This is a genomic window from Streptomyces sp. B21-105, from assembly GCF_036898465.1.
Lineage (GTDB): Bacteria > Actinomycetota > Actinomycetes > Streptomycetales > Streptomycetaceae > Streptomyces.
The window spans coordinates 8,351,725-8,374,364 of sequence record NZ_JARUMJ010000001.1; the positions used below are offsets into that span (position 1 = coordinate 8,351,725).

At 72.8% G+C, this 22,640-nt stretch carries 21 protein-coding genes; 11 read left to right on the forward strand and 10 right to left on the reverse strand.

All coding sequences use genetic code 11. The features are described from left to right. Positions 1–29 precede the first annotated feature (29 nt). Positions 30–1,373: an amidase gene (locus tag QA802_RS37360; RefSeq protein ID WP_334532406.1), complete on the reverse strand. Its 1,344-nt coding sequence runs from the start codon at positions 1,371–1,373 to the stop codon at positions 30–32. 349 nt (positions 1,374–1,722) lie between these two features. Between QA802_RS37360 and QA802_RS37365 the strand changes: the two genes are divergently transcribed. After that, complete coding sequence (locus QA802_RS37365; RefSeq protein WP_334532409.1) at positions 1,723–2,547, forward strand: amidohydrolase family protein; 825 nt, start codon at positions 1,723–1,725, stop codon at positions 2,545–2,547. Here the strand turns inward: QA802_RS37365 and QA802_RS37370 are convergent. Beyond that, positions 2,535–3,956 (reverse strand): lipase maturation factor family protein, encoded by a 1,422-nt coding sequence (locus QA802_RS37370; RefSeq protein WP_334532412.1) that lies wholly within the window; start codon positions 3,954–3,956, stop codon positions 2,535–2,537. The two genes, QA802_RS37365 and QA802_RS37370, sit on opposite strands and share 13 nt — an antisense overlap. A gap of 183 nt (positions 3,957–4,139) precedes the next feature. Between QA802_RS37370 and QA802_RS37375 the strand changes: the two genes are divergently transcribed. From QA802_RS37375 to QA802_RS37390, 4 genes are all read left to right on the forward strand, one after another. After that, on the forward strand, positions 4,140–4,613 hold the full coding sequence (locus QA802_RS37375; protein ID WP_334532415.1) for a hypothetical protein: 474 nt from the start codon (positions 4,140–4,142) through the stop codon (positions 4,611–4,613). Positions 4,614–4,676: 63 nt separating this feature from the next. Then, positions 4,677–6,764 (forward strand): SpoIIE family protein phosphatase, encoded by a 2,088-nt coding sequence (locus QA802_RS37380; protein WP_334532418.1) that lies wholly within the window; start codon positions 4,677–4,679, stop codon positions 6,762–6,764. Positions 6,765–6,786: 22 nt separating this feature from the next. Continuing rightward, complete coding sequence (locus QA802_RS37385; RefSeq protein WP_334532421.1) at positions 6,787–7,650, forward strand: Fpg/Nei family DNA glycosylase; 864 nt, start codon at positions 6,787–6,789, stop codon at positions 7,648–7,650. Positions 7,651–7,917: 267 nt separating this feature from the next. Continuing rightward, positions 7,918–8,979, forward strand: coding sequence for a matrixin family metalloprotease (locus QA802_RS37390; protein ID WP_334532424.1), 1,062 nt, complete (start codon positions 7,918–7,920; stop codon positions 8,977–8,979). Positions 8,980–9,033: 54 nt separating this feature from the next. On the opposite strand, the gene QA802_RS37395 is transcribed toward QA802_RS37390, so the two are convergent. The 3 genes from QA802_RS37395 to QA802_RS37405 all read right to left on the reverse strand — a co-directional run bounded on the left by QA802_RS37395 (position 9,034) and on the right by QA802_RS37405 (position 11,067). Continuing rightward, positions 9,034–9,705: a zf-HC2 domain-containing protein gene (locus QA802_RS37395; RefSeq protein WP_334532426.1), complete on the reverse strand. Its 672-nt coding sequence runs from the start codon at positions 9,703–9,705 to the stop codon at positions 9,034–9,036. Positions 9,706–9,846: 141 nt separating this feature from the next. After that, positions 9,847–10,362, reverse strand: coding sequence for a hypothetical protein (locus QA802_RS37400; protein ID WP_334532429.1), 516 nt, complete (start codon positions 10,360–10,362; stop codon positions 9,847–9,849). Between the two features lie 156 nt (positions 10,363–10,518). Next, positions 10,519–11,067, reverse strand: a complete 549-nt coding sequence (locus tag QA802_RS37405; RefSeq protein WP_319169918.1) for a sigma-70 family RNA polymerase sigma factor — start codon at positions 11,065–11,067, stop codon at positions 10,519–10,521. A gap of 222 nt (positions 11,068–11,289) precedes the next feature. Between QA802_RS37405 and QA802_RS37410 the strand changes: the two genes are divergently transcribed. Next, positions 11,290–12,441 (forward strand): CapA family protein, encoded by a 1,152-nt coding sequence (locus QA802_RS37410; RefSeq protein WP_334532433.1) that lies wholly within the window; start codon positions 11,290–11,292, stop codon positions 12,439–12,441. 165 nt (positions 12,442–12,606) lie between these two features. On the opposite strand, the gene QA802_RS37415 is transcribed toward QA802_RS37410, so the two are convergent. Then, entirely contained in the window at positions 12,607–13,080 is a 474-nt protein-coding gene (locus QA802_RS37415; RefSeq protein WP_334532436.1) for a universal stress protein, read from the reverse strand. A 151-nt stretch (positions 13,081–13,231) separates the two neighbouring features. Here QA802_RS37415 and QA802_RS37420 point away from each other — a divergent pair, with 151 nt between their 5' ends. Beyond that, entirely contained in the window at positions 13,232–14,071 is an 840-nt protein-coding gene (locus tag QA802_RS37420; RefSeq protein WP_334532438.1) for a polysaccharide deacetylase family protein, read from the forward strand. A 30-nt stretch (positions 14,072–14,101) separates the two neighbouring features. Here QA802_RS37420 and QA802_RS37425 read toward each other — a convergent pair whose 3' ends face one another. Then, entirely contained in the window at positions 14,102–14,773 is a 672-nt protein-coding gene (locus tag QA802_RS37425; RefSeq protein WP_334532441.1) for a class F sortase, read from the reverse strand. A 333-nt stretch (positions 14,774–15,106) separates the two neighbouring features. On the opposite strand from QA802_RS37425, the gene QA802_RS37430 reads away from it, so the two are divergent. After that, positions 15,107–15,613 carry a hypothetical protein gene (locus QA802_RS37430; RefSeq protein WP_319169923.1) on the forward strand — a complete coding sequence of 169 codons (507 nt, stop codon included), beginning with the start codon at positions 15,107–15,109 and terminating at the stop codon, positions 15,611–15,613. 122 nt (positions 15,614–15,735) lie between these two features. Here the strand turns inward: QA802_RS37430 and QA802_RS37435 are convergent, their stop codons facing one another. The 3 genes from QA802_RS37435 to QA802_RS37445 form a co-directional block, all read right to left on the reverse strand. Continuing rightward, positions 15,736–16,266 carry a hypothetical protein gene (locus QA802_RS37435; protein ID WP_334532444.1) on the reverse strand — a complete coding sequence of 177 codons (531 nt, stop codon included), beginning with the start codon at positions 16,264–16,266 and terminating at the stop codon, positions 15,736–15,738. 239 nt (positions 16,267–16,505) lie between these two features. Further along, on the reverse strand, positions 16,506–17,270 hold the full coding sequence (locus QA802_RS37440) for a bestrophin-like domain (protein WP_334532446.1): 765 nt from the start codon (positions 17,268–17,270) through the stop codon (positions 16,506–16,508). 21 nt (positions 17,271–17,291) lie between these two features. Continuing rightward, positions 17,292–17,927 carry a hypothetical protein gene (locus QA802_RS37445; RefSeq protein WP_334532448.1) on the reverse strand — a complete coding sequence of 212 codons (636 nt, stop codon included), beginning with the start codon at positions 17,925–17,927 and terminating at the stop codon, positions 17,292–17,294. 362 nt (positions 17,928–18,289) lie between these two features. Here QA802_RS37445 and QA802_RS37450 point away from each other — a divergent pair, with 362 nt between their 5' ends. From QA802_RS37450 to QA802_RS37460, 3 genes are all read left to right on the forward strand, one after another. Next, positions 18,290–19,282, forward strand: coding sequence for an SCO0930 family lipoprotein (locus QA802_RS37450; RefSeq protein WP_334532450.1), 993 nt, complete (start codon positions 18,290–18,292; stop codon positions 19,280–19,282). Between the two features lie 329 nt (positions 19,283–19,611). Next, positions 19,612–20,424, forward strand: a complete 813-nt coding sequence (locus tag QA802_RS37455) for an SAM-dependent methyltransferase (protein ID WP_334532452.1) — start codon at positions 19,612–19,614, stop codon at positions 20,422–20,424. Continuing rightward, complete coding sequence (locus QA802_RS37460; RefSeq protein ID WP_334532455.1) at positions 20,421–22,556, forward strand: putative bifunctional diguanylate cyclase/phosphodiesterase; 2,136 nt, start codon at positions 20,421–20,423, stop codon at positions 22,554–22,556. The genes QA802_RS37455 and QA802_RS37460 overlap by 4 nt, the downstream gene beginning before the upstream one ends. Positions 22,557–22,640: the final 84 nt, after the last annotated feature.

Here is a 22,640-nt window from a genome sequence, read left to right on the forward strand (position 1 = left end):
GTCACGGCCCGCCCCGGGGCGCGACCTGGTCAGTCGAGCGGGGCCGTGCGTCGCCAGGGGCGCAGGTTCTCCAGCTGCTCCGCCACCCGCAGCAGCTCCGCCTCCGAGCCCGGCCGTCCGACCAGCTGCACGGCCGCGGGCGCACCGGACGGCAGCGTGCCGAACGGAACCGCCATCGCCGGCCAGCCGGTCAGGTTCCACGGCGGGGTCAGCGGCGAGTAGTTCGTGTTCGCCGCGACGTTGCGCAGCCAGCCCCGCTCGTGCCACGCCGCCGCCTTCGGCGACCGCCGCGCCAGCGCCGGGGTGAGCAGCACGTCGTACTCCGCGAAGAACGGCTCCAGCCGCCGCCGCAGCTCCTCGCGCGCCGAGCCCCGGCGCACCCCGTTCAGGAACCGCCTGCCGAGCGCGGCGTGCACCCGGGTGCGGCGGGTCAGCAGGCGGGCGTCCAGGGCGGCCGCGTCCACGGCCGTGCCCGCCGTCCAGTGGGCGAGCGAGGTCACGCCCAGCGACAGCGGATAGGGCGGATCGGCCCGCCGCACGGGGTGCCCCGCCTTCATCAGCACCCCGGCCGCCTCCCGGGCCGCGCCCGCGTAGGGAGCGCTCACCGTGACCCCGGCCAGCGGACTGCGCACGGAGACCGCGATCCGCAGCGACCCGGGCTCGTCGGCCGCCGTGACGTCGGCGCCCGCGAGCACGGACAGCATCAGCCGCACGTCCGCCACCGTGGTCGCCAGCGGACCGTTCTCCGACATCCCGAACCAGTCGCCGTCCCCGATCCCGGCCGGCACCACCCCGTGCCCCGGCTTCACGGTCACCAGGCCGCAGTTGGCCGCCGGGATGCGCAGCGAGCCCATGCCGTCGTTGCCGAGCGCGATCGGCGTCATCCCCGCGGCGACCGCGGCCGCGCTTCCGCCGGAGGAGCCGCCTGCCGTGCGCGAGACGTCCCACGGATTGCGGGCGGTGCCGTGGACGCCCTCCGTGGTGCCGAACACGCACAGCTCCGGCACGTTCGTCAGCCCCACGACCACCGCGCCGGCCGCGCGCAGCCGGGCCACGGTGACGTGGTCGGCGTCGGCCGGGGCGTCGGGCGTCGCCGCCGAGCCGACGCGCATGGTCTCGCCCCGCACGCCGAGGTTGTCCTTGACCGCCACCGGCACCCCGGCCAGCGGAAGTTCGCCCAAGTCGGGCCGGGCGGCCACCTCGTCGGCCTCTGCGAGCGCGGCCTCGGCCCGCACCCTGCGGAACGCGCCGACGCGGCCGTCCAGCCGCTCGATCCGCGCGAGGTGCTCCGCCACCACCTCCCGGGGCGTGACCTGCTTCTCCCGCACGGCGGCGGCGATCTCGACGGCGGTCCGGCCGACCCAGGCAGCCACGGCAGCTCCTCTGCACTACTCGCGAGTACGTAGGGAGAACTGTGCCCCGGCGAACGCCCCGAGTCGAGAGGCCCGGGGCGGGACCGAGTGGATCACGGCGGGCTCGCGGCGTTACGGTCGAAGGGGCGCCGAACCTCGAGCGGACGCGGTGTGCGGCCGCGCCGTACAGTTCACCGTGCCCGTGCCCGTCCCCGCCGCCTCGGCCGCCGTCTGGCCGGAGGCGCGGGACACCGGCCCGCTTTCGCCCTCCCCGAGGAGCCGTCATGAGCACCGCCCAGTCCGCCGTGAGCTGCGCGTCCGGCGTCGCCGTGCCCGCGTACGCGCCCGCGCTCGTCGTGCGGAGGCCGGCGTGACCGTCGACGCGCACCACCACGTCTGGGACCTGTCGGTGCGCGACCAGGACTGGATCGCCCGATGCAACCCGCTGCGGCGGGACTTCGGCGTCGGCGACCTGGCGCCCGAGGCCCGCGCGGCGGGGATCGACCGCACGGTCCTCGTCCAGACGATCACGGTGGCCGAGGAGACGCCCGAGTTCCTCGCCCTCGCGGCCGGGAGCGACCTGGTCGCGGGCGTCGTCGGCTGGACCGACCTGACCCGCCCGGACGTCGCCGACGAACTGGCCAGGCTGCGGGAGCTGCCCGGCGGGCGGTACCTCAAGGGGATCCGGCACCAGGTCCAGGGCGAGAGCGACCCGGAGTGGCTGCTGCGGGCCGACGTACGGCGAGGGCTCGCCGCAGTCGCCGACGCCGGTCTCGTCTACGACCTGGTGGTGCTGCCCGGCCAGCTGCCGGCCTGCGTCCGTGCGGCCGACGCGCTGCCCGGACTCACCTTCGTGCTGGACCACCTCGGCAAGCCACCCATCGCCTCCGGCGCGCTGGAGCCCTGGGCGCGCGACGTCCGGGCGCTCGCCGCCCTGCCCAACACCGTCTGCAAGCTCTCCGGCATGGTGACCGAGGCCGACCCCGCGTCCTGGACCGTCGACGACCTGCGCCCCTACGCGGACACGGTGCTGGACGCGTTCGGCCCGGCCCGGCTGATGTTCGGCTCGGACTGGCCGGTATGCACGCTGGTCGCGTCGTACGGCGAAGTCGTCGCAGCCGCTCGGCAGTTGACCGGCCCGTCCGACCACGACCAGATCTTCGAGGCCACCGCCGCCCGCGTCTACGGCCTCTGAGCCGCGCCCGCGAGACGGGTCGGCGGCAGGTACTCGCGCACATACGTGCGCTCCCAGCACGCGCCCGTCTCCCGCAGTTCGGGCCAGGTCGTGAACCGGTAGCGGAACAGGCGGGCGCGGACGTGGCGCGGGGGCTCGCCGGGCGGGAACGGGCAGTGGCGGAGCAGCTTCAGCGTGTCCCGGTCGTTCTCCAGCAGCCGTTCCACCAGGGCGCCGAACCACGCCCCGGCGTAGGCGGGGGAGAGCGCCGCGAACCACATCATCCAGTCCAGCCGCAGATGGTAGGGGGCGAACTGGCGCGGCCAGCGCCGCGGATCGCCCGGCTTGCCCTTGAACTCGTACTCCCGCCAGTCGGAGTCCTCGCGCGGCACGGCGTCGAGGGTGCCCTCGACCACCACCTCGTAGCGGATCCGGCTGACGCTGCCGAACGCGCCGTAGGTGTTGACCAGGTGGAGCGGATCGAAGGACCGGTTCATCACCTGCCGGCGGGAGAGCATGTTGAGCACCGGGCGGTGGCTGAGGAACAGCAGCAGGGCGGCCACGGCGAGGACGGTGACCTCGTACCAGAGCGGGGCGCCCGGACCCGGTCGGTGGTCGGAGGGGAGCGCCAGCGCAGGGACGGCGAGGACGACGGTGATCCAGTTCAGCCAGGAGAAGTTGCCCGACAGCACCAGCCACAGCTGGGTGAGGATCATCAGCGCGGCGGCCGCCGACGCCACCGGCTGCGGGGCGAACAGGGCGAACGGCACGACGAGTTGGGTGACGTGGTTCGCCGCCGCCTCGACGCGGTGCAGCGGCTTCGGCAGGTGGTGGAAGAACCAGCTCAGCGGGCCGGGCATCGGCTGTGTCTCGTGGTGGTGGTAGAGGCACGTCAGCTTCCGCCAGCAGGCGTCCCCGCGCATCTTGATCAGGCCCGCACCGAACTCGACCCGGAACAGGATCCAGCGGATCAGGAAGAGCACGACGACCGGCGGGGCCACCTCGTCGTTGCCCAGGAACACCGCGAGGAAGCCGGTCTCCAGCAGCAGGGACTCCCAGCCGAACCCGTACCAGGTCTGGCCCACGTTGACGATCGACAGGTACAGCGCCCACGGCACCAGCCACAGCGCCATCGCCCCCCAGAGCGGCAGCAGCCCGTCGACCCCGGCCAGCAGAGCCGCCGACACCGCGCACCCCGTCCACGCGCAGAGCGCGAACAGCCGGTCGGAGTAACGCAGCTGGAACAGGCTGGGCGCCTGCCGGAAGGGCACCCGCTCGACGAACCGGGGCACCGGCAGCATGCCCCGTTCCCCGAGCAGCGCCCGGAACTGCAGCGCCGTGGCCAGGAACGCGACCACGTACAGGCCGGCCAGGGCGCGCTGGAAGACCAGTCGGCTCAGCCAGTAGTCGGGTGCGGTGAACCACTCCACGGCCGTGCGCTCCTTCGTTCAGGACCTCTCGGTTCCGGCACGGGCCCACCTCGGTGGCGAATCGTCACTGTGCGCGTCCGTCCGCTCCGCTTGCGTGACCTGTGCAGGCCCGGCAGACAATAGTGGGCGAACCACTTCGGTTCGATCCGTTCGGACGATGCGGAGTACGTGGTGCGACTACCCATGGCCACTCTCCTCACCGCCTGCGCGCTCTCGGCGGCGCTCGTCGTCGCCGGCCGCGGCGGCGGGGCGGCGGACCACACGATGCCGGGCTCGGAGCTCGTCCTTCCGGCCGCCGAGGGCCGCGTCCTCTTCGGCACCCCCTTCACGGGCGGCTCGGGTCCTGGGTCGGGCTCCGGCTCCGAGTCCCAGGCCCACGCCGGTACGGACGCGGACGGCTCGGAACTCGACCGCGGTCTCGACCCCGGCGTTCTCGACCCCGACGCGATCGGCCCCGAGACCGTGCCGGAAGTGCCCGACCTGCCCGACGGCGGCGGACTGATCCCGGACGGACCCGACGAGTCCGGTGAGCTGGGCGAGTCCGCTGAGCACGGTGAGCCGGCCGACCCGGACCGGTCCGGCGGCCTCGAGCCGTCCGGCGTCCGCGACCGGTCCGGCGCGATCTTCGCCGGCCCCGTCGACGTCGCCCTGGGCTGACCGTGGTCGCAGGCCCGGCGCTTTCCGGTCGAATAATCGGGCAAATGCTGGCAAGGTGGGCCCATGGCTGATCGGGGAGCGAGCGCCCTGTCACTCCCGGACGACTGGCCCGCCCACCCGGATCCGATCCTGGCGCTCAATCGCATGGGCGGCTTCGACTGGGACCTGGACTCCGGTGTGTTCCAGATGGACGCCAGGGCGCACGAGATCTTCGACCTGCGGCCCGACGAGTACGACGGGAACCCGGCCTCGCTCGCCGTGCGCGTCCCGCCGAACGAGGCCATCCGCCTGGACGAGCTGGTCGCCCAGGCCATCAAGGACGGCAGCGAGAACTACGGCGCCTACTTCCGCCTGCGGCTGCGTGACGGCACCCTGCGCTGGACCCACACCCAGGGCCACATCCGGCGTGACGGCACCGGCCGGCCGCGCCGGATCGTCGGCATCGTCCGCGACGCCACCGACGAGCTGCACGACCTCGCCGACCGCCACGAGGCGGCCGCCCTCGACGACGCACGCCGGGAGCAGACCAACGTCGTCCAGCTCACCACGGCGGCCCTCGCACACGCCCGCACCGTCCAGGACGTCATCGACGTGCTCAAGGACACCCACGGCCTCACCCACCTCGGGGCGACCAGTCTCGTCATGGGCCTGGTCGAGGCCGGCCGGATCCGGCTGATCGCCGAGGGGCCCGAAGGCAGCTTCGTGCCCGGCACACTCGTCACCCGGATCGACGAGCCGTACCCGATGAGCGAGGTCGTGCGTACCCTCACCCCCCGCTTCATCGAGTCGCCCGAGGAGTTCGCCGGCGGCTACCCCGTGCTGTGGCCGCATCTCACCGACCTGAGGATCACCTCGGCGGCCTATCTGCCGCTCATCGTGCAGGCCCGTCCGATCGGCGCGATGGGGTTGCTCTACAGCGACCGGCACGGCTTCACGCCCGAGGAGCGCAACATCCTCGTCGCCCTAGGCTCCAGCATCGCGCAGAGCCTGCAGCGGGCCATGTTCTACGAGCAGGAGAAGGACATCGCCCAGGGCCTCCAGCAGGCCATGCTGCCGCGCACCATCCCCAGCGTGCGCGGCGCCGAGGTGGCCGTCCGCTACCGCGCCGCCACCATAGGCGGCGCGAACGGCCGGGACATCGGCGGCGACTGGTACGACGTGATCCCGCTGCCCGGCGGCCGGGTCGGCGCGGTCATCGGCGACGTCCAGGGCCACGACACGCACGCGGCGGCCGTCATGGGCCAGCTGCGCATCGTGCTGAGGGCGTACGCGGCCGAGGGCCACACCCCGGCCGCCGTGATGGCCCGGGCCTCCGTCTTTCTGCACGAGCTCGACACGGACCGCTTCGCGACCTGCCTGTACGCCGAGGCGGACCTGTCCACCGGTGTCGTCCAGCTGGTGCGCGCCGGGCACATCGAGCCCCTGCTGCGCGGCCCGGACGGGAACTGCCGGCGTGTTCCGGTGCCCGGGGGACTGCCGCTCGGCCTGTCCGCCGAGTTCGGCAGTCTCGGGTACCCGGTCGGCACGGTGGAGCTCGATCCCGGGCACACCCTGCTGATGTGCACCGACGGCCTGGTGGAGCAGCCCGGCACCGATCTCGACGACGGCATGCGGACGCTCGCCGACTTCATCGCCGCGGGCCCCGAGGACGTACGCGAACTCGCCGACCGGCTCATCGAGATCGCCGAGGAACGCGGCGGGGACGACGACGTGGCCGTGCTGCTGCTGCGCAGGCGGGGCCCGGACAACGGCCGGTCCGGCAACCGGCTCCAGCAGCATGTGGCGCCGGGCGACCCGGAGGCCCTCACCGAGGCCCGGCACATGATCCGGGCCGCCGTCCGCTCCTGGGGGGCCCGTGACCGCTCCGACGAGATCGAGCTGGTCGCCGACGAACTGGTCACCAACGCCCTCATGCACACCGAGGGCGCGGCGATCGTCACCCTGCGCGCGCTGACCGGCGGCGACCGCCGGCTCCGCGTGGAGGTCGAGGACTCCTCCAGTGCGCTGCCCCGCCGCCGCGATGCCGGCGAGTCGGGCGTGTCCGGCCGCGGTCTGCTCCTGGTGGACCTGCTCACCGACGGCTGGGGAGTGGAGGCGCGGGGCGGCGGAAAGTGCGTGTGGTGCGAGTTCGTCGTGCACGAGCACCACTGAGCCCACGTGGCACTCTGGACGTATGCCGGAACTTCCCGAGGTGGAGGCGCTCAAGGACTTCCTGACCGAGCATCTGGTCGGTCACGAGATCGTGCGCGTGCTGCCTGTCGCGATCAGTGTGCTGAAGACGTACGACCCGCCCGTCACCGCGCTGGACGGGCAGGAGGTCACCGCCGTGCGCCGGCACGGCAAGTTCCTCGACCTGACGACCGCGGACGGCCTGCACCTCGTCACCCACCTCGCCCGCGCGGGCTGGCTGCACTGGAAGGACCGCCTCCCCGACGGCCCGCCCCGCCCCGGCAAGGGCCCCCTCGCCCTGCGGGTCGCCCTGGAGACGGGGGAGGGTTTCGACCTCACCGAGGCCGGCACCCAGAAGCGGCTCTCGGTGTACGTCGTCCGCGATCCGCAGGAGGTTCCCGGCGTCGCCCGGCTGGGCCCCGATCCGCTCGCCGCCGACTTCGACGAGGCCCGTCTCGCCGCCCTGCTCGCGGGGGAGCGGCGTCAGCTCAAGGGCGCCCTGCGCGACCAGAGCCTGATCGCCGGCGTCGGCAACGCCTACAGCGACGAGATCCTGCACGCCGCGAGGATGTCCCCGTTCAAGCTGGCGGCCTCCCTGACGCCTGACGAGACCCACACCCTCCACGAGGCCCTGCGCACGACGCTCACGGAGGCGGTCGAGCGCTCGCGGGGCGTGGCGGCGGGGCGGCTCAAGGCGGAGAAGAAGAGCGGCCTGCGCGTCCACGGCCGTACCGGTGAGCCGTGCCCCGTCTGCGGCGACACCGTCCGGGAGGTCTCCTTCAGCGACTCCTCGCTCCAGTACTGCCCCACCTGCCAGACGGGCGGCCGGCCACTGGCGGACCGGAGAATGTCCCGGCTGCTGAAGTAGACCGCCGCGCGCCGCCGTCCGCCGTGTGCTTCGCAAATCCCGCGCGGCGTACGGCAGATCGGCGGAAGGGGTCGACTTGCGGAACGGTCGTCGGGGCAAGACGCTGGAATCATCCGCTCGGACGAATCCTCGGAATCGAGCACGGTCCGTAGGACATGTTCCCCGCGGGAAAGCAGGCGTGCGCCCTCGGCTGTCCTCGTAGTCCGGCGTCGAGGGCGATGCGGCTTCCCGCCCGCGTCTCGGACTGTGCCGAGAAGGAACATCACCATGGACACACCAGTCGAGTACGAGACGAAGATTCCCCGCTACTGTGCCCAACCGGCGCAGACGCAGCCTGTGTTGCGCCCCGACCTCGGTCCCGACCGGGTGGCCGCGATACAGATGGTCGGGACGAAGTGGGTCAACGGCACCGTCCTGCACTACGCGTTCCTCGACCGGGGCGGGGACATCGGCGGTCCGGAGCAGTTGGACGAGGTGCGGCACGCCTTCGACAAGTGGAAGTCCCTCGGCATCGGGCTGGAGTTCAGAGAGGTGGACGACCCGGCCGACGCCGAGATCCGGATCGCCTTCATCGAACGGGAGGGCTCCGCCTCGTTCGTGGGCACGGACGCCCTGACCATCGCCACGACCGAGCACACGATGACCTTCGGGTGGAAGCTGAACACCCCGTACGGCAGGGCCACGGCCCTGCACGAGATCGGTCACGCGATCGGCTTCGCCCACGAGCACCAGAACCCGTTCGCGGGCATCGTGTGGGACGACGAGGCCGTCTACACGGAACTGGCGGGGCTGCCCAACGAGTGGCCGCGGGAGGTCACGTTCCACAACATCCTGCGCAAGCTCTCGAAGACGCAGGTGGCCGGTTCCGCCTGGGATCCGGAATCGATCATGGAGTACGGCTTCCCGCCCGGGCTGATCCGCAAGCCGGAGAAGTACGGCCGTGAGGGCATCGAGTCTCCGCTCGACCTCTCCGCCGTGGACAAGGACCACGTGCTCCGCTGGTACCCGGCGCTGGTCGCCAGGCCGGCGAGGCTCGAACCGTTCCAGTCGTACCCGCTCCAGCTGTCCTCCGGTGAGCAGGCGGACTTCGAGATCGTCCCCACCGAGACCCGCAAGTACGAGATCGGCACCTTCGGACAGGCGGACGCCAATCTGGTCCTCTTCGAGGAGCGCGACGGAGAACCGCGCTATCTGACCGCCGAGAACGACAGCGGACAGGACCGCAACAGCCGCATCGGCGTCCGGCTCGTCAAGGGGCGCCGGTATGTGGCGCGGGTCCGCCTGTACTCCGCCTGGGGCGGCGGCGGAGCGGCTCTCATGTACTGGTGAGACGGGCGCCGGAAATGACCTGAACTCACTCCGGCTGAACTCACTCCGGCCCGGTCACTGGGCCGGGAGCGTCACCAGGTGCTCGCCGCCGGCCGTGCGCAGCTCGTAGCGGGCGATCTCGTCGGGGTGCCAGGCCGCCGCGCCCTGCATGGTGTTGGGGCGGGCGTCGTGCAGCGGGACGGTCCAGCTGGTGACGGTCTGCTCGGAGCCGTCGCGACCGACGGCGATCAGCCGGCAGGAACGCGGGCCCGCGCCGTCCTTGACCTCCAGCTGCACATGGCTGCCCCAGTTCTCGTCCTCGGTGGTCACCTGGGCCCACACCCCGGACTTCTCGTCCGTCGCGGCGGTGACCCGAACGGCGTTCGAGCCGTCGTCGCCACCGCTGCCGCCGCCCGCCGTCATCGCGAGCACGGGACCGGCGAGGGCCACCACCACGGAGGCGGCCACGGCGTACAGCACGCGCCGGCGCACCGCCCGGTGCCGGGCCGCCACCTCGGCGAGCAGCCGGTCCAGGAACTGGGGACCGGGCCCGGCGAAGGGGTGCACGGCGCGCGGGGTGGCGCGCCGGTAGAGCATCATCTGCCGTGCGGTGGGGCCGAACTCGGTGACCTGTGCCGCACACTGAGGACACTCCATGAGGTGGTCCTCGAAGCGGAAAGCCTCTGCTTCGTCCAGCACGCCGAGCGCGTACGCGCCGACGTCGCGATGCCTTTCCAGGGACCTCATGCCGAAACCTCGTGCCGTTGAGTGCCAGTGGGGTTACTCGTTGCTCCCACCGGTACGCACCTGGTCGGCGAATCACTCAAGCCGCGTACCGAATCGTGACCCAGATGTTCGGAGTGATCCGGCCCGCGGATTGGTGGGAATCTAGAAAAGATGAATGGCCAGGTGGCCGAGCGGCAACCCGAGCTGCCAGGCCGGCGTCCAGACCTTGGGTCCGTCGTCCTCGCCGGCGCCCGTGGAGCCGCCCGGCACCGCGTTGAGGTCGGGAGCGAGCAGCTCCGTCTCCTCCAGCCAGCGCCAGGCCGCGGCGGCGAGTTCCAGATCGGGCGCGGGCCCCTCCGACTTCGACGCCTGGGCCGTCAGTTGTGACATACGTGCGCCGACCCAGTCCTGCCACGGCTGGTCGTACGCCGTGAGCGAAAGCCAGGTCTCCAGCTGGGTGACGACCCGGATGCCGGGCAGCTCGCCGTCGGTGTCGGACAGGAAGATGGTCAGTGCCAGGGCATCACGCCCGGCGCGGAACTCGAAGGACGTCGGCGGCATCAGATCGCCGGTCCGCAGCAGTTCGTCGGCGATGTACTCGGCGTACAACCAGGCCATGGGGACGGTCAGTTCGCCGCCGCCGGTGCCGTCCGTGCTCTGGTGCCCTCTGTGCAGCATCCCTTCCTGCCTTCCTCCGGTGCGTGCGCTTCGCCCGTCGCCGGGACGCTGGAGACCCGCTTCCCGGACCCGTCCGGAACACGGATAAGGACACCCGATTACCCAACGGGGGTCCTCGGCAAGGCGCTTTGCGAAGGCTTGACCCGACCGTGGGTTTCAGCGCAGGTCGGCCGCGTATCCCGGAAGTACCCGGCGCAGGGCGCGCAGCGCGTAGTACGCGCGGGACTTCACGGTACCGGGCGGGATGCCGAGCGTTTCGGCGGCCTCCGCCACACTCGCCCCTCGGAAATACACCAGCACCAGGACTTCACGGTGCTCCGGAGTGAGAGTCTTCACAGCCTCGCGCACATCGAGGGTCGCGGCCGCCCGCTCGGCGTGGTCGGCGCAGACGGGCGCGTTCTCCAGCACCGCGTCGCCGACCTCGGCGGGCCGGGCCTGGCGGGCCCGCCGCGCGTCGATCGCGAGCCGCCGGCCGACGGTGAGCAGCCAGGGCCGTACGGAGTCGAAGGCGTCGGCGCGCAGCGCCTCGGGGTGCTGCCAGGCGCGGACCAGGGTCTCCTGGACCAGGTCCTCGGCGCGCTGGCGGTCGCCGTCGCACAGCCGCAGCAGCAGCGCGAAGAGCGGCCGGCCGTGTTCGCGCTGGAGCGCGGCGAGCTCGTGTTCGGCGGTCGTCGTCCGGGCGTTGAGGGCGGCGGTGGCGGTCATGGGCGTATGGCACCGCAAGGGGAGGATTTCAGACAGGGCGTGCACAGGGGTCTGCGGCGGACGGTCGATCGCGTCGGCGAACGGTTCGACGAACGGTCCCGGCTACGCCGATCGCAGGCATCGCCCGTGGACGACGGGTGTGCCGCGGTGGCCGGCCGCCACGTATCGACTAATAGTGACACATGCATAAATATGACAATTTGACTGAACGGGGGTGACCCGGTGATCGCGCGCAGACATCAGGTGGCCCTGGCCCTGACGGTCCTTCTCACCGCGGCCGCCGCCTGCCAGGCCCAGGACGACCGGCCGGGAGAACGACCCGGACGCCCGGCGCCCGCCGGCGCCCGCGGCTTCACCCTCGTCGCCTCCGGCGACGTCCTCCCGCACACCACCGTCATCGACCGCGCCCGCTTCGACGGCGGCGGCGTCGCCTACGACTTCCGCCCCATGCTCGCGGGGATCGCACCCGTCGTCTCCCGCGCCGACCTGGCCCTGTGTCACATGGAGACGGTGTACGGCGCGAACGGCGACTACACCGGCTACCCCGTCTTCAAGTCCCCGCCGGAGATCGCCGCCGCCCTCGCCGCCACCGGCTACGACGGCTGCTCCACCGCCTCCAACCACAGCCTCGACGACGGAGCCGCCGGCGTGCAGCGCACCCTGGACGCGCTCGACGCCGCCGGCGTGCGGCACGCGGGAACCGCGCGCACCGAGGCCGAGGGCAACTCGGTCACCCTGCTGCGCGCCGGCCCGGCCCGCGTCGCCCACCTCGCCTACACCTACGACACCAACGGCTACCCCCTCCCGCCCGGGCAGCCCTGGACCGTCAACCTCATCGACGAGAACCGCATCCTCGCCGACGCCAAGGTCGCCCGGAAGGCGGGCGCGGACGTGGTCGTCGTCTCCGTGCACTGGGGCACCGAATGGCAGGACGCCCCGGACGACCGCCAGCTCACCCTCGCCCGCACGCTCACCGCCTCCCGCACCGACGGCCGCCCCGACATCGACCTGATCCTCGGGACCCACGCCCACGTCCCCCAGGCCTACGAGAAGGTCAACGGCACCTGGGTCGTCTACGGCATGGGCGACCAGATCGCCGGCGAGATGTTCAACCACCAGGGCGCCCAGGACGCGCGTGGCAACCAGTCCACCGTCGCCCGCTTCACCTTCGCCCCGCCCGCCCGGGCCGGCGGCCGCTGGGAGGTGCGCAGGGCCGAGTTCGTGCCGCAGATGTTCGACGTCGACGCGGGACGGGTCGTCGACCTGAACAAGGCCCTCGCCCAGGGCGCCGGCGTCCGGGGCGTGCGCGACCGGATCAGGGACGTCGTCCTGAGCCGGGGCGCGGCCAAGGACGGGCTGGTGATGGGGGAGTGACGAGCGGCCCCGGCGGCGGGGCCGAACCACCGGCGGACCGCGCCGGACCGGGACGGCGGGGCTGCGGCGCCACCGCCCGGACCGGTCGGGACGGGATCGGGACGGCGGGGCAGGTGGGATGCAACGCCACCCTCCGGTCCGGACCGGACCGGACCGCAAGGCGGGTTACGGCACCACCGTCACCGGCCACCGCCCCGCCTTCACCAGCCGCACCGCGACCGACCCCACGATCCGGTGGCCCGCCTGCTCGGAGGCGCCCACCACCACCGCGTCCGCCTTCAGCTCGTCCGCCGCCTTCGCCAGGCCGCTGTAGGGGTCGCCGGGGAAGGTGTGGAACTCCCAGCGCACGTCGAACGTCCCGCGGGTCCGCTCGGCGGCCTCGCGGATCTGGGCGACCAGCTCCTCGGCGACGGCGTCGGTCGTCTCCGCGACCGGCACGCCCAGCGCGGCGCCCGCCGTCATCACCGGCTGCACGTACACCACGGCGAGCAGCGCGTGCTGGCGGCGGGCCAGCCCGCCGGCGTAGGCCGCCGCACGCAGCGAGGAGTCCGATCCGTCCACGCCCACGAGGACGACCTTGGGACCGTCGGTCCCCCGCTCGAACCGGTGCGCGGGCTGCTGCGCGTGTTGTTCCGTCACGCCCCGAGGCTATCGGAGCCCCCGGGACCGGCAGCCGTCGGGCCGTCGGCGCAGGGGCGCGGCGCCGGCGCTGCGCCGGGCGGGTGGAATCATGCCGCCGGTCCGGTGTCGGCAGGGTGCGCCGGGGCCCGGTCGGGCGACTGATGACTGCATGAAGAAGGAGCAGTTGTTCACGCGACGCCGGGCGTTGTTCGCCGGCGCAGCCGCCGTCGGAGCGGTCGGCACGGCCGGGGTGTTCGCATGGGGCGACAAGGGCGAGCCGGTCAGGGCCGCCGCCTCCGCCGCGGGAGCCCCGGCGCGCAGCCTCCCGCTGAAGCCCTCCGCCTACCGCCTCCAGCCGCTGACCGGCTACGGCCCCCCGCACGCCGCGCCCGCCCGCACCCCGGTGCGCCACGAGCCGCTGCTGCGGATGACCGGCCGCGGCCGCACCATGGTGCTGACCTTCGACGACGGACCCGACCCCCACTACACCCCCGGCATCCTCGACACGCTGGGTGAGTACGACGTGCGCGCGACGTTCTTCGTGTGCGGGGAGATGGCCGTCGACAACCAGGACCTGCTGGCCCGGATGGCCGACGAGGGCCACGTCGTCGGCAACCACACCTGGTCCCACCCGCTGCTCACCAGGCTGACCCGCGCCAAGATCCGCTCCGAGATGTCCCGCACCAGCGACGTCATCGAGGAGGGCTACGGGGAGCGGCCCCGCTGGTTCCGCGCCCCCTACGGCGCGTGGAACCGCGCCGTCTTCCAGTTCGGCTCCGAACTGGGCATGGAGCCGCTCGCCTGGACGGTCGACACCCTCGACTGGACCACCCCCGGCACCGGAGTGATCGTCGACCGGGTCGAGAAGGGCGCCGCCCCCGGCGTCGTGGTGCTCTCGCACGACGCCGGGGGCGACCGCACCCAGAGCGTCAAGGCGCTGCGCAGGTATCTGCCGCAACTGCTGGACTCCGGCTACCACCTCACGCTGCCGCACGCGCAGCGCGCCTGACGCGGGCCCGCCCGCCCGGCCGGCGTCCGCTCAGCGGACCTCGACCAGGCGGGCGAAGGCGACGACGTTCCCGTCGTACCCGTTCGCCTTGGAGAAACCGCCGCCGCAGGTGATGACCCGCAGTTCCGGGGATCCCTTGGAGGCGTAGACGCGGTCGCCGGGGAAGTTGTTCTTCGCGAACACCTCGATGCCGTAGATCTCGAACACCGCCGTCTTTCCGTCCTTGCGGGACACCTCGACGCGGTTTCCCTTTTTCAGCGCGCCGAGGCCGTAGAAGACGGCGGGGCCGAGCTTGTTGTCGACATGGCCGACGACGACCGCCGTCCCCTTCTCGCCCGGCGAGACGCCGCCGGTGAACCAGCCGGCCAGGTTCGGGTCCTCGGGCGGCGGCGCACCCACCCAGCCGTCCGTGTCGAGGCCGACCGCCATGACCGGCGCGTCGACCCGGATGGCGGGGATCCGCACCCGGTCCGGCTCGGCGAAGGGCAGGGCGGCGGCGGTCCGTCCGAAGACGTCGCCGACGGTCCGGCCGTCCGCCGCCGCGGCCGAGGCCGGCTGCGGCGGGCCGATGTCGAACTCCCCCGACCCGTTGCGGATGAGCGCGAGACCGGTCAGCAGAACAAGCGCTATCACGCCCCAAGGGGCGCGCTTCCTCCGCCGCTCCTCCTCTTCCGCCGCCTCGGACAGCTCGTACGCAGACATTCGCCATCCCCTTTCGACGCGGCCGTCGCCGCGTCCTTTCGCGCATACGAGAACGCTAAGTGCCGCGACGTGAACCGGCGACGGGGCAACGGCGAACGGGTGGCCCCGGCTTCGTCCGGTGCGCCATCCGAGTTGACGACGACAGATATTTTCTGACGGTCCGTGACCTGCGGCGATATCCGATTGTGTGCATATCGCTCGGCGTGTCCTCTCACCAGGACGGACCATTCCCGAAATGCGGGCGCCCGCGCGGCGTCCGAGGGTCGGTCCGGGAGGCGCTTTCTCGCCGACATGCCGGGGACGGGACCCGGGGCGCCTTCCGCGGAGGATCACATGCGTACCACTCGTGCTCTGGCGGCTTCGGCGGTCTCCGCCGCCGCGGCCGCCGCCATCGCCCTCACCGCCCCCGCCGCTGTCGCCCGGGACGGCATGGGCGCCAACCCCAGCAACATCGTCGTCCTGCCCGGCGTCATCGCCCGCGGCGGGCAGCTCACCATCACCGTCGACGGCTGCCCCGGCGGCGGCGCCGCGACCTCGGCCGCGTTCCCGCAGACCCAGCTGACGCCGATCACCGGCGCCAACCAGACCGCCAGGGGCACCGCCACCGTCAACGACACCGCCCGCCCCGGCGCCTACGACGTCACCGTCAACTGCTCCGGCCGTACCCTCACCCGCCCGGCCGCCTTCACCGTCATCGGCGGTGTCCGCGGCGGCCTCGGCGGCAGCAGCACCAGCGGCGCCACCCCGACCGACGTCGCGATCGGCGGCGGGCTCGTCGCCGCGGCGGCGGTCGGCGGCGGTCTGTTCTGGATGCGGCGCCGCGCCGAGCGCCGCATCTGACGTCCGCTCCTGCGCGGACCGCGGACCGCGCAGGAGCGGACGTGACACCGGACTTCGCCCCGGACCTGCTGGGTTCCGGGGCGAAGCCCCGTGTGCGGCGAAGTCCCGTGTGCGGCGAGCCGTCAGCCGCCGTCCTCGCCCGTGCGGCGCCGCGCGACGCGGTAGGCCGCGGCCACGGAACCCGCGATGAGCGCCGAGCCCAGCCCGATCTCCCGGAGGTCGAACCCGGCGGCGCTGCCCCCCTCACCGGCGTGCACGCCCCGTGGCGGCTCGGGGCGCACGGGATCCGGACGGGCGGCGGCGATCGTCAGTTCCTTGACGGCGCTGACGCCGCCGCAGCCGAACGTCACCCGGTACGAGGCGCCCGGCTCGGCGTGCCGGTCGACCACCGCCACCGCCGACGTGGAACCCTTCGGGACGACGACGGCGTCGAACACGCCCGAGGTGACCCTCACGGAGCTGCGGCAGCCGCTGGTGACACGGTCGACCTCGAGGACGACCTCGCCGCCCGCGGCGACCGTCGAGGGCAGCACCCGGTAGCCGTTGGACATGACGTAGTGGTTGTCGTCGTCGCTCGCGACGGCGGCCGGTGCGAAGCAGGTCAGGGCGGCGACGCCCAGAAATGCGGCCGAAGCGACGCGTATCGCGCCCATGATGGATCCTCCGGTCCCCGAGGAGCGGCTGCGGACCTGTTCCGCTCGTTGCCGACAACGCACCTCGATGACCGAAACGCTAGGAACACGTGTGCGCTCCCGCGATCGCTGTCGTACGAATGGGGCATGCCTGTGGGTCGCTCGGGGGACGTCGTTCCCGCACCCGGGTGACGGCGGCGGCGTGGCGGCCGCCCTCCGGGGCGTGTGTGTGGGACAGCCCGGGGCCGGCCCCGAGGGCCTCAGCTCCCGATTCCCGGGAACAGCCGGAGGAACGGTTCGGCCGACGCGGAGACACCGCGGCTGTAGGGCGCGTCGAAGTCCCAGATGAGGAAGAGCAGGAAGGCGATGAGCGCCGAGAACAGCCCGGCCAGGACCAGTTCGCGGGTGGTGCGCCGGATCTGCAGCGCGAACACCATGCCGATGGTGATGACGGCCCCCGCCAGCAGCCCGAACCACACCACGCCGGGCATGGTCGCCCCCGTCGAATCGGCGCGGGCGTTGCGTGCCTGGTCGGCCGCCGCCAGTTGGTCCAGCAGCGGCTGGTAGGCCTGTGCCTGGAAGTCGGAGGCCGGTTGGTAGTCGGTGACGTCCACCCGGACCTGCTGGAGGAGCTCGTCGCCGCGCCGGCTGACGTCGCCGCCGTCGGCCATCTCCTTCCATTCCTTGGTGACGACGTGTCCGACATAGGCGTTGACATCCGCTCGAACACGGTCACGGACGTCCGCCGGATAGACGCGCACCCGCTCGGAGATCTCGTGCAGCGCCTGCGCCTCGGCCTGCACATGGTCCTGGGCGGTACTCCGCGCCTCCCAGACGCCGGCGATGGCCAGACCGAGGACGATGGCGTACACCACGCCGATCCACATCGTCATGTACTCGATGACGTCCGGGGTCTCGGAGGGGTCCTCGTCCTCGGGTGCCCTGCGGTGCCGTACGAGGGTGATGACGACCACCACCGCACAGGCGGCGAGCATCGCGAGGGTGAGAACAAGCCATTCCGGCAAGGAAAGCCTCCAGGATCGGCATCAGCGCGGTCGCAGCGCGGCGACGGCGATCAGCGCGGGCACGGTGACGAGCAGGACGTAGGTGACCGGCGACCGGCGCCCGCGGGCAGGTCGCTGACGTGCCTTCGCGTGGTAGGCGGGGTAGGTCACCGGGGCCGCCGAGGGGCGCGGGGCGGGCGTCGGGGCGGGCGTGGGGGCCGGCGGGGGTGTGGGGGCCGGCGGGGGTGTGGGGGCCGGCCGCGGCGCGGCGCGGCGCGGCGGCGCAGGGGCCGGTGGCTCGGGGCGCGGTTTCGGCGCCGGGGGCCGGGGCGCGTAGGGAGGCGGCTTCGGGGCCGGCGCCGGTGACCGGGGCGGGGTGGGCGCAGGGGTGGGTGTGGGCGGCGGGGGCGGGGTCGGTTCGGGCGGTTCCGGCTTCGGCGGCTCGGGCGGTTCCGGTGGCTCGGGCGGCGGGGTGGGCTGCGGGCAGACAGGGGAGGCCTGCCACCCGTGGCTCCCCGCGACGGCCACCGCCTCGGTGCCGTCCTGGCCCGTCGAGGCGTACGCGCACGCGTCGGCCGTCGCCACGCCGGCCGGGACGGCCGCGAGGATCCAGACCGCGGTCACCAGGGCCAGACCTCGTGTGACGAGGGCGGATCGGGTCGGTTCGGGTCCATGCACGTCGGAGATCATGCGGCCTCGCGCGGCGAGGGGAGTCCTCGCCCGGCGGGGATTGCCCCGAACGGGGGAAGAACGGTTCCCCAGGTTTGCCGGGCGGTGCGTTCGCTTATGCGGCCCGTCGTCCGTCTGTGCGATCGTCGCGTTCCGTGCAGGTGGGGACGTCCGACGGGGGCGTGCGGTGAGGGCGTCCGGCGGGGACGTCGTGAGCGGCCCGGGGCGGCCGGGGACGGCCCGCGTCACAGGTCGTGGAAAGAAATTTGTGCCGCTGTTGAACACAACGGACCTCCGCATGCGTACCCAGTGTCGTGCGGTGGCGCAGCAGGGCGCCGCAACACCTTGGGAGGATCGGGGAGTTGTTGACGATGAAGACCACCTGGCGGAGCGCCTCACTCGCGGCTGGCACCGTGGCCGTACTGGCGCTGACGACGGCGTGCGGATCGGAAAGCGGCACGTCAGCGTCGAGCCAGAACGTCGGGGCCACGGCTCCGGCCGGTGGCATCGGGGGCGTCGGCAGCGGTTACGGCCAGGTCGGCGCCAGTGCGAGCCCGGCGCCCGGCGGCGTCGGCGCGGGCACCGGAGCACAGGGCGGATCGACGGGCGAGCTGGCCGTCAGCGCGAACGCGGAACTGGGCAAGATCCTCACCGACGGCACCGGCAAGACCCTCTACCGCTTCGACGCGGACACCGCTGAACCCCCGAAGTCGAACTGTGAGGGCGACTGCGCGACCGCCTGGCCGCCGGTGTCCGCCGACGACGCGAGCGCCGGCGACGGCATCGACAAGTCGCTGCTCGGCGAGATCACCCGCTCCGACGGCAGCAAGCAGCTCACCGTGGGCGGCTGGCCCGCCTACTACTACGCCAAGGACGCCAATCCCGGCGACACCACCGGCCAGGGCGTGGGCAACAAGTGGTTCGCGCTGACCCCCGAGGGCAAGAAGGCCAAGGGCGGCGGCGCGAGTGGCGGGGGCGGAGGCGGCGATGCCGCCCTGGCCGGGCTGTCCGTCCGCAAGGACCCCAATCTCGGTGACATCGTCGTCGACAAGAACGGCATGACCGTCTACCGGTTCCTGAAGGACAAGGCGTGGCCCAAGCCGGTCTCGAACTGCAACGGCCCGTGCCTGGAGAAGTGGCCGGCGGTGGAGCCGGTCGAGCCGAACGACACCAAGGGCGTCCAGAAGAAGGGCCTGATGAGCTTCACCCGGGGTGACGGCGTCAAGCAGCAGACGGTCAACTGCTCGCCGATCTACACCTTCTCCGGTGACAAGGCTCCCGGCGACATCAACGGTCAGGGCGTGGGCGGCACCTGGTACGCCGTCGCGCCCGACGGAAAGCTGGTCGGAGCGCCGGGGCAGTAGGAACGCCTCCCCAGGGCCGGTTCCCGAAAGCCGCCCCCTCGCGCACGACCCGTTGGTCCGCCCCCTCCGCGCCGCACGGAGGGGGCGGACCGCTGTGCTTGTCGGGCCCCCGCCTCGTGTGCGTAGAATTCGGCCGCCCTCCGGGCCGCTTCCGGAACTCTCCGGAGCGTCCCGGACACTTTTCGTGGCCCCGCGGGGGTCGTCGGTCCGGCACGTGCCGGAGGCAGTGACCGGGAACGGACGGTCAATTTCCGTTTCCCCTCGCCCGTTTGGCGGGCGATCAGTAGCCTCAGCTCGAACACCGGATCGCCTACGCCTTGGAGAGATAGATGGAGCGTCCCGCCTGGGCCCCTCGGAGCATCGACATCTCGGTGCCGAGCGTCTCGCGGATCTACGACTACTACCTGGGCGGATCGCACAACTTCGAGGTGGACCGGGAAGCGGCCCGCAAGGCCATGGAGTTCATCCCCGGACTGCCGAAGATCAGTCAGGCGAACCGGGCGTTCATGCGCCGTGCCGTGCGGTACGCGGTCGCCGAGGGCGTCACCCAGTTCCTCGACATCGGCTCCGGGATCCCCACGTTCGGCAACGCGCACGAAATCGCCCGGGCGGCGAGCCCCGGCGCGCGCGTGGTCTACGTCGACCACGACCCGGTGGCCGTGGCGCACAGCGAGGCGGTGCTGGCGGACTGCGACGGCGTCGACGTCGTGGCCGCCGACCTGCGCAAGCCGCGGGAGATCCTGACCAGCCCGCAGGTGGGGCAACTGCTCTACCTGGAGCGGCCGGTGGCCCTGCTGCTGGTCGCCGTGCTCCACTTCGTCGAGGACGCCGACGACCCGTACGCGGCGGTCGCCGAACTCGGCGCCGCGCTCGCGCCCGGCAGTCTGCTGGTGCTCACGCATGCCTCGTACGAGGGAATCCCGCAGCTGTCGCAGCGGGCCGAGGGCGCCGTCGACGTATACAAGGACATTCGCAATCCGCTGGTCATGCGCTCGCGTGACGAGATCGGGCGGTTCTTCGAGGGGTACGACATGGTGGAGCCGGGACTGGTGCCGATGCCGCACTGGCGGCCGGACACGGCGCCGGAGGACGAGGACCCGTGGGCCTTCTCCGGGTTCGCCGGCGTGGGGCGTACGGCGTGAGTGCGGAGCCGGACGGGCCGGAGGACAGACTGCGGCGGTTCGTGACGATCTGGAGCCGGGCCGTGTACCCGGTGACCTCGACGTCGCTGACCCGCCCCGAGCTCGAAGAGCAACTCCTGCCGCTGGCGGGGCGGTTGCGTGCGGCGCTGCTGGATCGGACCCTCGACGCCGACGCCGCCAAAGCGGTCGGCGCCGCCCTGGTCGAGGTGCACTGCACCGACCCCGAGGCGCTCAGCCGCACGCTCGACTGCGTCGACGCCTATCTGGTGCTCTACTGCGGCGAGGACGGCCCCCAGGAAGACCTGCGCACCCGCGCCTCACGGCTGCAGCACGCCATGGCGGGCGGCTACGCGGCGGCGCTGCGCGAGCGCACCCTCGCCGAGCAGGAGGCCATCGCCCAGGCCGCGTTGCGCGCCCAGGGCGTCGTCGCGCAGGCGCTGCACGCCAGCGAGGCCCGCTTCCGCGCGGTCTTCGAGGGCGCCGCGATAGGGATCAGCATCGCCGACCTGGAGGGCAACGTCCTCCAGGTCAACGGGGCGTTGTCGCGCATGTTCGGCGGTTCGGAGCAGTCGCTGCGGGGCCGCAAGGTCCAGGAGCTCACCCACCCCGAGGACCCGCCGCAGACCTGGCGGCTGTACGACGAGCTCGTCCGCGGCGAACGTGAGCACTACCACACGGAGAAGGCGTTCAGCCGCCCCGACGGCACGGTCCTGTGGACCAATCTGACGGTGTCGCTGCTGCGGGACGCCGACGGGGTCCCGCAGTACCAGCTGGCCCTGATGGAGGACACCACCGAGCGCCGGCTGCTCAATCTGCGGCTGCGCTACGAGGCCACCCACGACGCGCTCACCGGACTGCCCAACCGCACCCTGTTCTTCGAACGGCTGGAGAAGGTGCTGGCGGCCGGCGAGGGCCGCCGGTTCGGCCTGTGCTACCTCGACCTCGACGGCTTCAAGACCATCAACGACAGCCTCGGGCACGCCGCCGGCGACCGGCTGCTGGTGGAGGTCGCCGACCGGCTGCAGTCCTGCGCGACCGCGCCCGGCGAGATGGTCGCCCGCCTCGGCGGCGACGAGTTCGTGGCGCTGACCACCGGCCCCGACACCCGCCACGAGGTCGACGAGCTCGCCGCGCGCATCATGAACGCGCTGGTCGCGCCCGTCGGCATCGACGGCCGTGAGCTGACCGTGCGCGGCAGCATCGGCATCGTCGAAGGGCCGGCCGGGGAGCGCAGCGCGGCGGAGGTGCTGCGCAGCGCCGACATCACCATGTACCGGGCCAAGTCGGCGGGCGGCAACCGCTTCGAGGTCGCCGACCCGGAGGCCGACGCCCGCGCCATCACCCGGCACGGCCTGACGACGGCGCTCCCGGCAGCCCTCGAACGCGGCGAGTTCTTCATCGAGTACCAGCCGCTGGTCCACCTCGGCGACGGCAGCGTGCGCGGCGCGGAGGCGCTGGTGCGCTGGCTGCATCCGCAGCACGGGGTGCTCGGACCCGACCGGTTCATCCCGCTCGCCGAGCACACCGGGCTGATCGTGCCGCTGGGCCGCTGGGTGCTGGAGGAGTCGGTACGGCAGGCCGGTGAGTGGCGTGACCGCGACGAGGACACCGGCCCGCTGCGGATCAACGTCAACCTGTCCCCGTGCCAGCTCACCCACCCCGGCCTGGTGCAGGACACCGTCGACATCCTGGAGCGCGCGGGCGTCGACCCGGCCGCGCTGTGCCTGGAGGTGACGGAGTCGGCGTTGATCGGCGCCGACGACGCCCTGCTCAAACCGCTGCGCCGGCTCGCCGAGATGGGCGTGGACATCGCGCTCGACGACTTCGGCACGGGCTACTCCAACCTCGCCAACCTGCGCCGGCTCCCGGTGAGCGTGCTCAAGCTGGACCGCTCCTTCACCCAGGGCATGCAGCAGTTCCCGGCGGACCCGGTCGACCTCAAGATCGTCGAGGGCATCGTCTCGCTCGCGCACAGTCTGGACCTCGCGGTCACCGTCGAGGGCGTGGAGACCGGCGCCCAGGCCGAGCAGCTGCGGATACTCGGCTGCGACACGGCCCAGGGCTGGTACTACGCCCGCCCCGGCCCCCCGGACCGCCTCCACGACCTGGCCCTCGTGGACGCGACGGGCTGACCTCGGGCGCGACCGCTCCGGGCGGGGGAGCGGGGCGTTCGCGGCCCGGACCGGGAGCCCGCGCGCGGCGGGCCGGCCGGTTGC

Bases quoted from the DNA above. Each gene is read 5' to 3' on its own strand.
- QA802_RS37425 (WP_334532441.1), bottom strand. From the start codon at position 14,773: ATGTCTGCGTACGAGCTGTCCGAGGCGGCGGAAGAGGAGGAGCGGCGG.
- QA802_RS37385 (WP_334532421.1), top strand. From the start codon at position 6,787: ATGCCGGAACTTCCCGAGGTGGAGGCGCTCAAGGACTTCCTGACCGAG.
- QA802_RS37390 (WP_334532424.1), top strand. From the start codon at position 7,918: ATGGACACACCAGTCGAGTACGAGACGAAGATTCCCCGCTACTGTGCC.
- QA802_RS37450 (WP_334532450.1), top strand. From the start codon at position 18,290: ATGAAGACCACCTGGCGGAGCGCCTCACTCGCGGCTGGCACCGTGGCC.
- QA802_RS37400 (WP_334532429.1), bottom strand. From the start codon at position 10,362: ATGCTGCACAGAGGGCACCAGAGCACGGACGGCACCGGCGGCGGCGAA.
- QA802_RS37435 (WP_334532444.1), bottom strand. From the start codon at position 16,266: ATGGGCGCGATACGCGTCGCTTCGGCCGCATTTCTGGGCGTCGCCGCC.
- QA802_RS37430 (WP_319169923.1), top strand. From the start codon at position 15,107: ATGCGTACCACTCGTGCTCTGGCGGCTTCGGCGGTCTCCGCCGCCGCG.
- QA802_RS37380 (WP_334532418.1), top strand. From the start codon at position 4,677: ATGGCTGATCGGGGAGCGAGCGCCCTGTCACTCCCGGACGACTGGCCC.
- QA802_RS37375 (WP_334532415.1), top strand. From the start codon at position 4,140: ATGGCCACTCTCCTCACCGCCTGCGCGCTCTCGGCGGCGCTCGTCGTC.
- QA802_RS37405 (WP_319169918.1), bottom strand. From the start codon at position 11,067: ATGACCGCCACCGCCGCCCTCAACGCCCGGACGACGACCGCCGAACAC.
- QA802_RS37395 (WP_334532426.1), bottom strand. From the start codon at position 9,705: ATGAGGTCCCTGGAAAGGCATCGCGACGTCGGCGCGTACGCGCTCGGC.
- QA802_RS37455 (WP_334532452.1), top strand. From the start codon at position 19,612: ATGGAGCGTCCCGCCTGGGCCCCTCGGAGCATCGACATCTCGGTGCCG.
- QA802_RS37420 (WP_334532438.1), top strand. From the start codon at position 13,232: ATGAAGAAGGAGCAGTTGTTCACGCGACGCCGGGCGTTGTTCGCCGGC.